This window comes from Helicobacter suis HS1, assembly GCF_026000295.1.
In the GTDB taxonomy this organism is placed as follows: Bacteria; Campylobacterota; Campylobacteria; order Campylobacterales; family Helicobacteraceae; genus Helicobacter; species Helicobacter suis.
On the sequence record NZ_AP026769.1, the window covers coordinates 799,483 to 813,469 of the forward strand.

Genomic DNA, 13,987 nt, shown 5'->3' on the forward strand with positions numbered 1-13,987 from the left:
ATTACACAAACCCTAGCATCTCATCAATAATCTCCATATGCCTTTGCATGTTCTTGTGAGAATCAAATTTTTTAACACGCTCTAAGCCATTTTTGATGCATTGCTCTCTTAGTTCTTTATCTGTGAGGGCTTTTTCCAATTGCTTTGCAATGTCTTGGACATTATAAGGATCGCAGTAAACCCCTGCATCCCCTAGAATTTCTGGCATGCAAGAGACATTGCTAGCCAACACCACGCACCCAGCCTGCATGGCCTCTAGCATGGGCCAACCAAAACCTTCAGCCAGACTTCCCCACCACAAAACACGGGCATGGGCATAAAGAGTGCGCAACAAAGAATCAGAGACGTAACCTAGACTAATGATAAAACTATGTGGTTTTATCCCACAATGCTCTATCCCCACACATGAACCCGCTTTTATACCCGGTCCTGTGAACACCACTTTATAGCGCTGCTGTATTTCCTGTGGCAATAATTGGAACGCTTCTACTAGTCTTTTCACATTCTTGCGTGCTGATCCAGCACCAACTGCTAAAATAAACTCTCCTAGATAAGGTGATAGATTTGCAGGAGTGGTATCTTTATAATCTCTAAGCCCATGGTAGATGACATGTACCTTAGAATTGGGAAATCCAAATGTTTTAAGAATGTCTGCTCTGACATGCTCGCTAAAACAAACCACTGAGTCATAGGTAGACATTCTGGGCTGAACATAGTATTCCCAACGGGCTTTATCATCTTTAGACATTAACCAGCTTTGTGGATCGCATAAGGGTAAATCGTGGATAGCTCCTAAGATTTTCTTAGCCCTAAGAGGGACAGTCATAAACCCCGGTTCAATATAGAGGTCAAAAGTCTCATTACAAAGGGCCTCGCAACGCTTTACAAACAAAAACCCCATACCATAACGATACTTCAAAAAATAAAATCCCTGTGGTAATGATTCTTTAATGATTTTTTTAACAGAGCGATAAATTTTACCCAGAATGCGCCTCAAAATGTGTGGCTTGGCATGTTGGGTTAATTTTTCAGAAACGCGATTAGTGTCTTGCAGGGGATGTTGCTGCTCAAATTCTGTGAGACTATCAAAAAACACAGGGCCACTAAAAAACGCAGAACTACCAAAAAATGCGAGATTATAAAGCTTGTCTTGGGCAACAAGCTTGATTGTTATATCATCTCTATTTTCAAAATGCTTCTCTAAAGATTGAACTAAATTCAGAGTATAGTACCCAAGACCTGTCAGATCTTCTAAAAGGACGGTTACATCGATTACAATCTTTTTCAAAAAAACACTACCCCCGATTTAGACTACATATTATATGATACTAAGGGGATACTTAAATGACGCTCACCAAATGGCATGTTATTAAGTCTAAACGGCCTCAACAAAGGCGCTAGAGAATACAAGGCAGAAATCACCCGCCAAAGTATTTTAAAAGTTAAGAATGCTAAAGACTTAAGTCAGGAACAGAAAAGCCAAATCTATCGCGATAGAAACATCTTAACGAATTACTTTAATAGCTTATTCAAAGATGAAAACGAGGACTTAAAGGAATATCAAGAAAATTTAAAATCTCAAGCGATCACTAAAGACCTCCAAAAGGCCATAACGCTGTATGACAATATCGCACCCGGTAAAAGTGTAGCTAGTTTGATCTTTGGGAGTGATCCTAAAGAAGTGGCAGAATATAGAAAAGGCGCAACAGATATTGCTAAAGGTTTAGGGTTTGATAACTTAGAGTTTAGCAACAAGGGCGAGATTTACGCCATTAAAGATAACAAAACCTATAAAGTTAATGATAGTTTCTTTGATAACTTTAAAAACATTATTGCAGCCAATGCAGGCAGTATAACAGGGAGTTTAGTAGGCAGTCTAGTAGGCGCAGCTAAGGGGGCAAGCAGAGGCAGCAGAGGCGGATTAGTAGGCACTATTGCAGGCGGAGCAATTGGGGCATTTGTTGGAGGTGCAGGTGATGCAGCCCTAACTAATTTTGTGCTAAACCGCGATCAAAACTTCAACGAAACAATCAAACATGCCACACAAGAGGGGTTATTAAGTGTAGTGGGTGATGTTGCCTTTATGGGCGCAGCTAAGGCTATTGCTAAAGTAGGCGACATTCCTAAAGCTTTAGGTAGAGCTAGTGATTATCTACCCGTAGTGGGCACACTTAAGCGGGCAATGAGTGGAAATGATAGAGCCGCACAAAGACTTATCAATCAGGTTTACACTCCAGAACAAGAACAGGCCTTAAAAGAATTTGGGCAAAGCTTTGGAGGTGGGACTAAATTTGAAAATGCTAAAAGCCCACTAAGAGAGAAAATAGCAAGTAGTTTTGGGGAGGATAGCGGGGCGCTTAAAGCCTTTGATAGTGCTTATAATATTCTAACTTTGCCCACACATACAGAGAGACAAGAGGGCTTTATTAGGGCTATTAGAGCCGATGAGAGCGGGAATTTATTAGCCTTTCTAACTGAAGCGGCAAATAGCAGTGTACAAGCCCATAACACCCTTAAAAGTATTCTAAACAAGACTACAGCAAACCTAAAAGAACAGCTTGAAAATCTCCAGCTAAATAAGGGCGATATAAAGGCAATCTTTGATGATCTAGAAAAAGGCACTAAGGAAAGTTATAACGACGCTATAGACAAAACAATCCCAGCGGTGCTAACAAACGATATTAAGACCACACTAAACCCAGAGAATAAAGCCAATGGATTAAGTTTTAACCAGTTTAAAGCCGAGTTAAAAGATCAAGGTTTAGATCAAGAGGCTAAAGGCTTTTTAAATGTGATTGAGAAAAACATTTATAACCCTGCAGGGGTGAACTTTAGACAACTCAATAGCTCTCTTAAGCTCCTTAATGCTTATCACAAGAATACTAAAGACCCTAACTTTAAAGATTATATCAATAGAGCTTTAGAAGGGTTTTTAAGAAGAGACATTAAAGCAGGCATTGATAACTTATTTGAACAACTCCCTAAAAATAAAGTAGATCAATACAAAGAACTCTACAACACCGCGCTAAATGATTATGCGACTATGAAACAGACCCTAAAAGATGTTAAGAAATTAGGGCTAAGAGATGCGCACAATAGCACAGAAAAAGCCCTTGATAGCCTTATTAAGTTTACTAAAGGGCAGGGTGATAAGCTAGATAATCTCAGTGCCATTAGCAAAGGTTTAAGTAACTCTAATAGAGAAGTCTTAGAACTTAATATGCTTGATAGACTTTTTAAAAAATCCCTTGTTGATGCCCAAGATATTAGCGTGCTAGATAGCTTTAAGTTTATGAATGCGCTAGAGGAACTTAAAGAGAGTAGTTTTAAAACTCAAGGCGCTAAAGACTTTATAGAAATTGCTAAGGGCTTTCATAGATTATTTAATCAAGATAGCGCTATTGCTAAAGCGCTTAAGCCCACTACGGGGGGAACTATTGGAAGTAGTATTGCTACTAGTGTAGGCGGGGCTGCACAATTCCAAGTTACTAAAGCCGCCTTTGGCTTTATTGTTAGAACTCTGCCCTATATCCCCTTTGCTAAAGCACTCAATGATAAAGTAAGTGGTGCAGCACTCAGATATCACATTAAAGCCGCATTAAATAAGAGCCACAGCATAGAGGCCTTTAAACAAAATCTTAACAAAATCGCAAGTAGAGCTGAATTTAGCAACGCTACTAGAGCCCTAATTAGAGAGATTGAACAGAATTTACCTAAGAGTGTGGAGGGTGGGGGCACTCAAACAAATATAGAGGGGAGAGCTCTACAAAATGAAGTGCCTGTAAAGGTACAAGATCAAGCACAAGTAGTTAAGGCACAAGAAATACAAGATACAGAATTAGCGCCTAAGAGTGTGGGCAACACACCCGCAGCAGAACAAACACTACCCACTAAAACCAAATTAGAAAGAGATTTAGCCCCACAAGAAATACACGAGGTAATTAGCAAGTGGGATTTAAGCGCCACAAGTAATAAGAGTGGCAAACAAAGATTAGTGGTTGCTAGAGTAGAAGCAAAGGAGGCAGAAGAACTAACAAAAGCCCTTGAATTCACAGGTGAGAGGGACTTAGTCCGAGAGATCGACTCCCACCAAGTGATCCACGCCCTTAAACAACATGGCGATATAGCCAAAGAAGCGCAAAGAGGGCAAATTGCGATCAACTTAGAGGATATTAGCCACTACATAGACACCATAAAAGAAGCCGACTTTAAGCATATCCAAGATAATAGGCGCGTGTTATATGCTAAGCAAGTTAACGGGCATGTTGTTGTGATAGAGGAGGCGTTAAGCGGGCAAGATAAATTAAGATTTTTTGATATGTGGAAACAAAGAGGCAAGCTTAATAAGGAAGTATTGCTATCCCACAGCCAACGCCCTAACACGACTTCAAGCCTTAATCTTGAAGGCCATATGCCTAGCAATATCACGACCCCTCCTACGCCTTCCTCAAAGGGATACGACTTAGACCGAACTCTAAGCAGGGGTTATCAGCCAGAGGCTACTAAATCCCCCCTTAAAAGTCAAGAGACTAACACTAATAACTACATTGATGTAGAAGTGATCGATCACCCTAAAGCACTCCCCTACAAGACTACAGGACAGATTTATAAAGAGGCTAAAGCTAAGGGTTTAAGCTATGTAGAGTTTAAGGCTTTAAGAGATCAAGAAAAAGCCACTAGAGCCCTACACACCACAAGATACATTGAGTTTAAAAAAGCTGAAAGTCAAAACATTAAAGATTTGCTAGATTCTAGTAAACCCTTAAGAATGCTTAAACCTACTGAAATTACAGAGAGATTATTAGATCAGGTTAAAAAGCACAATGCTAAGGTGTGGGTTGGAGAACTTAAAGATTTAACATTAGCTAATCAACTTAAGCTAGATACAAACCACCCCATTAAAATTACCTTTAATGGTAGTTCACTTACCCATGTAGAAAAACAACACGGCCAACATTCCATTCACTATCTTAAAAACAAACAACCCCCAGTAGGGATACAAGATATTAGGGAGTATCCTAAAGTGATCAATGAGGCGGATGTAAGCAAGATTATAGAAAACAAAGACGGCCAAAAGCTATTAGCTAGTGCTAAACAAATTAACGGGTATTTTATGGTGGTAGAGACTATTAGCACAAAACACAATGAGCTAAAACTTAAAACACTTTATAAGGAAAATGGAGAGTGGAGTAAAAATAAAATCTTTAGCGATAATGGCAACATGGGTTTACGACTATCTAAAGATAGCGAAGACTCGCTAAGCCCTAAACCTAGTGTCCACTTAGACGCACGACCCCAAGTTACCACCCCCGATAGTAGTAGCCTCCCACTTAAAAATCAAGATGAGTTAACCCCTGAAGTACAAGAACTTCTAACTAAAATTAGGCAGGATTGGAATAACAAAGTTAACAGCAATTCTAAAACAGACTTTCAAAAAGCCGTGAACAAACATTTAGGCTTAGAAAATGGTAATTATTCCCCTAATCTATCGCCTGATGTGAAAAAGGCCTTAAAGCATAGCTATGATCAAGATAGTTTGAGTATTGCTAAGGGAATTGAAATAGACTATCCGATTAAAGCCACCCAAACCCTACCCTACTTCAAAACCGCTTTAGAAAATCCAGATTATCTCTTGCAAAACTTAAGGGGGAGGTTGAAATTTATAAAAAAAATAGATGAGGATCATTACGCGGTAGTGCAGTGGAATAGGTATTTTAACAGCTTTGATCCTAAAAAGGATACCCCATATTGGCGCTTAGAATTATGGGATCAAGAATCGCTAAAAAGTGAACTTAAATACACTAATTCAACCGACCCTATAGATTTAGCAAGAGGATTTACTAGCAAACAGATACATAATGGCCAATTAGGCTTTAGCAAAGAGGAAGTAAACAAATGGCGTTTAGAGGAACTAGAAAGAAGTAATGCACACAAAGCAGCATTACAAAAAGATATAGAGGAAATGGTCAAAGAAGAGACCTCAAAAAAGAACACTAAACCCAAAAAAGCCAAAGATTATAACCAGCCTGAAAAGATCAGTTTAGATAATTTATACAAAGTCTCTACAAATCTACCGGTGAATGCGAGCTTTGGGAAAAATTATACTTCCTATCGGTGGAATGGCAAGAAAGAAAAGGCCATTGAGGGGCTTTTACACTTAATGTATGAAAAAACGCGCAGGAGTGGCCAAATTGCCCCCGCATTCTACAGACAAGATTTAGGCGGCATTGATGTATATACACAATTTGAACTTAAAAGCATTGGAGGCTCTGGTATCAAAGATCAGCCCAGTAAAGGCCTAGAATTACTTAAAGATCAACCACAAGACTTTTTAACACCTGTTGGGCAAGCTAATAAAGACTTTCAAAAATGGCGCAACACCCATTTAGCAGCTTATATTACTAAAACGATCTTAGAGGGTGATGTAATAGAAGTAGGTCATAATAAAGTCATTTTGAGCATGAGAGATACCTACAATGGCAAGATATGGGATATTGAAGCAGGAATACATTTTACAAACAATGCAGACCCCAGCCAGCCTAAGCGTTATATGCTTGAGGAGTTTAAAGTTAGGGAAGTCAAAGAGAAACCCGCATTAAGTAGAAGTGAGGGAAAGACTTCCACTACTAAATCAGAAAATCAAGAAATCCCCCATAATAAAGCCTTTGGTACAAACTTTAAAGAGTTTTACCATGATCCTAAAGGGGCAATTGCTAAACTCATAGAGGTTAAAGAAGGCCAAGTTGCAGGGGCATTTTATAGAGAGGATTTAGGCGATATAGATTTGGTGTGGGGGGAAATTAGAGATCAAGGTGGTAAGCTTAAAGGGCATGGACTAGCTAAGATCGTAGAAAAACACCTTGATGACTTTAAAGGGTTTGAGGGGAATAGTGCACTTGAGAAGTTAGGTAGGGGGTTGGAGGAAATAGTAGAAAATGGAAAAGTAGTTATGCAAGAAAACCAAAGAGCTACGATTGTATGGCACGAAGGGAAACACTTATACAAAGTGGGACTTAAAAATAATTGGATGGGCAAACCAACTAAAAATAGATGGATTGTAACCGCCTATCAAGATAACAAGGTGAAGGAGAAGCCTTAAAGATTATCCACTCCAAAGGCTTTACTAGTAACGAGACTCTGTTACTAAACTCCAAAAGAAACATTACCATAACACCCCTTAAATCCTAACATGAATATCAAACTTACCACCACCCTAACCTTGTTACTCACCGCCTGCACCCCCCGCGTTATCTACCAAAAGGTTTATATCCCCACTAAGTGTAATATTATTAAGCCAGAGAGACCGCCTAAAAGTTTGCACTTTATAGATTATCTGAAAGAGTTGTTGATCTACACTGAAAGGCTAGAAAAAGATTTAGAGTTTTGCACAAAAGAGATTAAGCCCACACCTACAAACCCCGCACAAGTGGCACAATAACCATATCTAAACCATTAGAGAGCTAAAAAAGAGAAAAGGGGCAGAGTGTTGGAGGGGCTTAAATGGGGCTTAAATAAGAGAGATTTAAGCTTATAGAATTAGGCTTAGCTAGCTTGAGTGTGATAGGCTAAAGTTAAAAACACATAACTATGGACACTTGCTACAAGTGAGGCGCATTAATTAGCCTAGAGCTCCACACCGCCCAACAAATGCCCATAACAACGCGGGTTTAAAGGTGTGTGAGAGCTCTACTAGGTGAAATAACACCCTTAGAAAGCCCCTAAAATAGGGGGTTGGGCTAGGCTAGAGCTCTTGCAAGACCTACAAGTGGGCGCTAGAGCCCCGCATTCACTCCCTACAATTCACAAATCCTAACCCTTTAAAGATTTTACAAACTTTGCTAATCTAGCTAAATCCGTTGCTGATTATTCCTTTGTAGAACGGATCTTGTGGCGGGTAACCCTAAACCTTCTAAATGGCACTTAGAAACACACTCTCCCGCCACAAGTAAAGGTTAAGAATGAAAAGTTACACAGAATTAGAACAAGATTTTAGAACCGATTTTAACCACGCACAAACCAGCATTGAGGAGTTTAAAAAGGCTAAAGCTTATTATCACGGGGAACAACTCCCCCCCGATGTGTTAAATATCATTGAGGAGCGTGGACAGACCCCGATTGTGGAAAATATCTACAAAATGATCATTAACAAGATTTTAGGCTATAAGATAAGTAGCATTCAAGAAGTTAGGCTAACTCCTAGACAAGAACAAGACAAGCCCTTAGCTGATCTGCTAAATGACTTACTCAAATACTTTTCCCAAAAGCGCAACTATGATAAGGAGATTATTAAGCGGGATAGAGATTTGTTAATGGGCGGGTTAGGCGTGATTGGGTTGTGGACAATAGGCGATAGTGAGGGCAATATTGATATTGAAATTAAGGCAATTAGCCCTGAGAGTTTCATTATTGATTATTTTAGCACCGATAGCAATGCCTTAGATGCTAGGCGCATGCATAAGATGTTAGTTGTAGATGAGGAAAGCCTAAAAAGATTATTGCCCGGTGTGGAAGTGGTGTATAACTACAGCCACAAGGAACGGCTAGCTAAGATTATTGAGAGTTGGTATATTGAATTTGAGGAAGCTAGTGGGGAATTAGTTTGGAACAGATATATTTGGGGACTAGAGGGGGGCGTGTATAAAGTTGAATCTAAACCCTTCAAAAATGGCTTAAACCCCTTTGTGGTGGCTAAATATTATGTAGATCAAAATAACAACTATTACGGCTTATTTAGAGACATTAAGCCCATGCAGGAATAACAACATCATATCAACTATGCGGAGAATCGCATGGGAAATATGATGGGGAGCTTTAAGGCGATGTTTGAGGAGGATAGCGTACTTAACATTGATGAGTTCGTAGAAAACATGGCTCTAGATAATGCTATTGTAAGAGTGCGCCCCGGAGCGCTAAAAGACGGCAAAATCCAATTTATGAATAATCAAGCCGACATAGCCGCGCTAAGTGCTAAGGCTGAACAAAAACGCAACCTTTTAAAGATACTAGCGGGGCTAAATGATGAAAGTTTAGGCATGGCTATAAATAGACAAAGTGGAGTGGCCATAGCCCAGCGCCGCGAGAGTGGGCTTATGGGATTGCAAAACTTTTTAAAAGTCAGTGATGACATGGATAAGCTGATCTATGAATTAGCGGTGTCTTTAATTAGCCACTACTTTACTAAAAAGCAAGTCTTTAGAATTGTAGATAAGAAAGTTGGCGATCGCTACTTTGGCATTAATGATAACCCTACTAACATGATCAGGCCTTGTAAGTTCGATCTTATCTACAAAACCCAACTCAAAATAGAAAGTAAAGATGAAAGATTTAGCCAATGGAATGAGTTACTCAAAATGCTTAGTGGTATTAGACCTGATCTAGTTCCTAACTTATTGCCGCTTGTGCTAAATGATTTAGATAGCCCGATAGTGGCTGATGTTGAGGAGGTGATAGCTCAGGCTCAAGAGGCACAGCAACAACAAGCAGAGGCACAAGCGCCTTATCAGCAACAACTCCAAGCCCTAGAAATGCAAAAGATAGCTGCACAAATTGCGGAGTTACAAGCTAAAGCCCAAAAATACAGCCAACAAGGCGCTTTAGTAGAGGCTCACACGGCTAGCGAGCAGATCAACCAAAATTTAGACTTAGCTAACTTAGCTGCAGCTCAAGATCAAGGCGTTCAAAACCCACAAGTTAGCCCCACAAAGCCCACCCATGCACAAGGGAGTAAATGGCAAAAGTATTTTAGTGCCCAACACCTAGAGTATTAGGCTAAAAAGAGGAAAGGAGCGGCGCAAAAATGCTAAAAAACCTTGAAAATCTTAAAGGTATACTTGATAGTAATAGGATTAAAAAAAGATAGGGAGAAAGAGGGCAATATACTAAGTTAAGGCTATCAAGCGAAACATACCCAAATATTTCACGCTAAACCATTCTACCTTATTAGCTAGGAGTTAACATGCAACCCCATATAGAATTTGACCGCGAGAAAATTAGAAAAGATTTTGGAAGTTTGCCTAAATTTGCTAAGGCTTATGGAATAAGCTTTGGAGTGCTTAGATACCGCCTTGATAACCCCTATTATATCCGTATGTTGGTATCCGATAAGGTATTTAGAGCCTTTGAGCAAATGGAAAAAGATGGCTATGTGCGCATAGTCAAATGGCTACAAAAGCCTAACCCTTGATAGATCGCTTAAATCTTAGCTAAATCCTTATCCAACCTAAACTCAAGGAAGTAGCATGGATAACCTAACACCACACGAACAAGCCCTTTTAGAACAATACGACGACTATTTAGCCTAGCTTCTTTGAATTTGGGTAGCTTGACTTGTTTTTACGATGATGATCAGAGCTTTAGCCAAGATAGCTCACCAAACAAGGATCAATAATGGCTAAAGCGATCTTAGAAACTAGCGGTAAATGTGAAAGCAATACCAGTTATGCACTCATTGAGGCTAACCGCGTCAAAGATATTTTTAAGGGCTCTAGTCTACCTAGCTACAACACGCAACACATCAAGCTCTTTGCTAGTGAGCGCCTTTTGCATGCTAAAATGCTATAGGACAAGCGCTAAATGAGAATGGCGAGCTTGAGGAGCTTAGCCTAGATCAAGCTAAGGCCATGCAAATTAGCAAAGTGATAAGTGCCTTTGAGCTTGAGGTGGCTAGAGTGCAAAAAGAATACATCCCCTTAGATGAAGTGCTAACCTTTGAGTTGCAGTATCAAGAAGCCATGTTAGGCATTACCCAAAATACGCCCTTTATCAATGAATTAGCTAAAGTTAGAGGAGAAAACCGCATTGATCTAATCAATAAGATTAAAGAGAAACACGAGACCTACACTACAAAGTTAGCCACACTGCTAGGGAGCAAAGCTAAGGCCGTTAAGCAAATTGAAAACGCTAGCAACATTGAGGAAGTCATTAAGATCAACTACAGCGCCCCTCAACCAACTACCTAAATAAATGCCTTTAATCTTTGATAGAGGCGATAAGAAGTATAAGGCTTATGTGCGCAACTGGACAGCGCATTATAAAAGGCTTTATTGTGAGACCCGCGATAACTACAACCTAAGAATTGATGATTATACTTGTGAATGTAACGCTATTAGAGTGGCTAAGGCAAAGGCTGATGAACACTTTCAGGTATTTAGCGATGCCTTTAGAGGCGGCAATATCGGCAATATCATAGGCGCATTTATCAGTGCTATTATTGGCATAGGACTAGCGGTATTTACAGGAGGGGCTAGCCTAGTAGCAACTATTGTTAGCACCACTGCAGCTGTAACTAGTGCAGTTACTGCTATTGTGGGTAGTATTGCTATGGGAGTGCTCAATGAACATTCTAAGAATGCTATTAGATACTATCAAAACACCACTAGCAATATTGGCATAGCCACACAGATAGCCAAAAGCCAAACAAGCGCTAAAAATCCCCGTGTCAATGCGCTAATCTATCACCCCTACGAAATTCTAGCCGAAGGCAGTATCTACAAGGACGGAGCTCCGGGCAGTGTTAGCTATATTGGCATTGAGGCCTTTAACCCCATGCGTGGGATATTAGGCACTAAATCTATTAATGTGCTAGGTGAGAAAATTAACAACCGCGCCCATAGGCATATGGCAGGAAATGCCTACTATGACGGGCTAAATTTAGACATGCCAAAAGCCCAACATAACCTTTATAATCCAAAGAATATTGAGTATCTTAAAATTAAGATTGATAGCCGCATTAAGCAACTAGAACAAGGCTTTAAAATCCCAGCAGAGAACTACTTTGGAGCGTTTGATGAAGGAGGAAATCCACTGGGGAGAATGTATGAGGAACATAGCAAAGCTGACATTACACCCATAGTTAATCACATCAATACAGAAAGCTTTATTATCCAAAACCAATACTACCGCGAGGGAAAAAGACTACCACTATTTGAGAAAATGAACCCTCCGGGCAAAGTGCGAATCAGAAGTTTTTACGAATCTAAGGGATTAGTGCATGTTAGCCAATGGCGACAAGATTATGAATTTAGTAGGAAGTATTGGTATTGGTATGATTACGCCATTGATCAAGACGGCTATATCCAATATAAAAAACGCAATGATGAAAGCTATAATGAAGGCCATAAGGTTGGCGCTAAGGTGCTAGCCTTGCTGTGGTATGAACAAAACAGAGAACCTCCAAACATAAGCGAACTAGCCCAACGCTACCTAGACAAAGAGAAACTTAACCTAAGTGTAGATGAGGAATATAGCGCGCAAAGAGCTTATGAGGACTACCTAATAGAATATTGGCACTGCTTTAGCGTATATCTACTAGATGAGACCACTAATTTAAGGCCAAATGATAGCGCTTATAGAGATTGGTATTATTGGAAATATGAGGCGATAGTAGGATTTGATAATAAACGACAGAACTACTATGATACCATTATTCAAGTGCAAAGCTGGGATCAAGTCTTTTTCAACAGCATAGTAGAACAAAATGTATCACTTAATGAAGTGGAGATTAGAAAGCAAAACACCTTTAAAGCCTTTATACGGGCTAAACTAGCGGAGCAAGAAAAAGCCATATTTAACTGAGATCAATAAGAGGCCTAAAGTGTGGCACTTGTAATAAAACCAAGAACTGCTAAACTAGTGAACCAAAAAGATAGGGAGAAAGAGGGCAAGCTTAAAAATAGCTTAAATTAGCTAGATTTAAGGGTTACATAGGTGGCGCTAGCGCGCTTAAAAATATAGCCAAACTAGATTAATACAGCCCACGCAGAGCCACACAAAAGGCCTTGACAATCCCCAACCACTATACATACACTATCAAAGGCCTTAGAATGGCTTTAAAAGTGCTTTAGAGGCTTGACAAGTTGGCTTTAAATAGCTATGATCAAAAGCGTTAAAGTTATAGGTGAGCCGAGCGTGTGCCAATGTGCCAAAGTTAGGCTAAATTGGGAGGTTTAGGGAAAAGGTTAAGCCCCTAAAATGGGGCTTAGGGTGGAATGGGGGGAGGGTGGAAGATAGTATTTATCTGCTACACAAGAGATAAACCCCTGTTTGACGATAGAGTTTGTAGGCAAATGCCTATGAAACTTGGCTTTAATAGCTTCTTTGAATTTGGGTAGCTTGACTTGGTTGTTGCCTAAATCCATCTCTAAGTGTTGCGGGACACAGAAAGACTGCTTAGAATGCTTTTTAGATTTGAATCTAGGATAATCTGCCAGCTTAGAGAAAAACCTATCAAAGGCTGTTGTCAGCTGTCTTAGTGCCATTTGCAAGCTTTGAGAGTTGCATTCACTTAGGTAAGCGTAAGCCTCTTGTTTTTTGAGAGTAGTGAGCGCCTTTTGCATGCTAAAGTAATTTTCTCTAATGCCTTGTGCGTATTGCTTTTGGCGGTATACTAAAAAGTAGTTATAGACCACCCTAGCACAGCCAAAGTGCTTGTGTATCAAGGTTTTTTGCTCTATGGTGGGATAAATTCTAAACTTTATTGCTTTAAGCAATTTCTTACGCCTTAACTTTACACCTGCTTGGAAGGATCAAGAAAGCCGCTTTTTAAAGAGTTTAATGAAAGAAAACCATTACAAACTCAAAGGCTATTTGTCCACAAACAGGAGCAAACATAATCTAAAAGCCCATTTGATTTTAGTGTGTAAATACAGAAAAAAGTTGCTCGTAGGAGATGTGGCTATTTTTATAAAGTCTGTGCTTGAAGAGATAGAGGAAAGTTCAGATTTTATCATCATAGCAATGGAGACAGATAAAGATCATCTACACCTGATGATTCAGTATATCCCTAGGGTGTCTATCAGTTCCATTATCTTGCGGATCAAGCAGATGACTACTTATAGAGTTTGGAGAGAACCAAGATTTATCCCGTTCTTACGCAAGCATTTTTGGAAAGAACAAAAATTTTGGACAGATGGATTTTTTGCCTGTTCCATAGGAGAAGCTAACCCAGAAACCATCAAAAGATACATAGAAAATCAAGGGTAGGGGGCAT

At 39.7% G+C, this 13,987-nt stretch carries 8 protein-coding genes and 2 pseudogenes; 8 read left to right on the plus strand and 2 right to left on the minus strand.

Going from position 1 to position 13,987, the window contains the following annotated elements; genetic code table 11:
* Position 1: 1 nt before the first annotated feature.
* On the minus strand, positions 2-1,288 hold the full coding sequence (locus OO773_RS04380) for a glycosyltransferase family 4 protein (protein ID WP_233711684.1): 1,287 nt from the start codon (positions 1,286-1,288) through the stop codon (positions 2-4).
* 75 nt (positions 1,289-1,363) lie between these two features.
* On the opposite strand from OO773_RS04380, the gene OO773_RS04385 reads away from it, so the two are divergent.
* The 7 genes and pseudogenes from OO773_RS04385 to OO773_RS04415 all read left to right on the plus strand — a co-directional run bounded on the left by OO773_RS04385 (position 1,364) and on the right by OO773_RS04415 (position 12,573).
* Positions 1,364-7,099, plus strand: a complete 5,736-nt coding sequence (locus OO773_RS04385; RefSeq protein WP_264828718.1) for a PBECR3 domain-containing polyvalent protein — start codon at positions 1,364-1,366, stop codon at positions 7,097-7,099.
* A gap of 90 nt (positions 7,100-7,189) precedes the next feature.
* On the plus strand, positions 7,190-7,438 hold the full coding sequence (locus tag OO773_RS04390; protein ID WP_034375311.1) for a hypothetical protein: 249 nt from the start codon (positions 7,190-7,192) through the stop codon (positions 7,436-7,438).
* Between the two features lie 520 nt (positions 7,439-7,958).
* A pseudogene (locus tag OO773_RS04395) lies at positions 7,959-9,767 on the plus strand (portal protein).
* 188 nt (positions 9,768-9,955) lie between these two features.
* The gene (locus OO773_RS04400) at positions 9,956-10,183 is read left to right on the plus strand and encodes a hypothetical protein (protein ID WP_034375309.1); all 228 of its coding nucleotides are present in this window, start codon (positions 9,956-9,958) and stop codon (positions 10,181-10,183) included.
* 203 nt (positions 10,184-10,386) lie between these two features.
* Entirely contained in the window at positions 10,387-10,560 is a 174-nt protein-coding gene (locus OO773_RS04405) for a hypothetical protein (RefSeq protein WP_264828719.1), read from the plus strand.
* A 59-nt stretch (positions 10,561-10,619) separates the two neighbouring features.
* Complete coding sequence (locus OO773_RS04410; protein WP_264828720.1) at positions 10,620-10,958, plus strand: hypothetical protein; 339 nt, start codon at positions 10,620-10,622, stop codon at positions 10,956-10,958.
* A 4-nt stretch (positions 10,959-10,962) separates the two neighbouring features.
* Positions 10,963-12,573, plus strand: coding sequence for a hypothetical protein (locus tag OO773_RS04415; RefSeq protein WP_073117130.1), 1,611 nt, complete (start codon positions 10,963-10,965; stop codon positions 12,571-12,573).
* 395 nt (positions 12,574-12,968) lie between these two features.
* Here the strand turns inward: OO773_RS04415 and OO773_RS04420 are convergent.
* Positions 12,969-13,487: pseudogene (locus OO773_RS04420) on the minus strand (RNA-guided endonuclease InsQ/TnpB family protein); the annotation flags it as partial.
* Between the two features lie 64 nt (positions 13,488-13,551).
* On the opposite strand from OO773_RS04420, the gene tnpA reads away from it, so the two are divergent.
* Entirely contained in the window at positions 13,552-13,980 is a 429-nt protein-coding gene (gene tnpA / locus OO773_RS04425; protein ID WP_034376438.1) for an IS200/IS605 family transposase, read from the plus strand.
* Positions 13,981-13,987 lie beyond the last annotated feature (7 nt).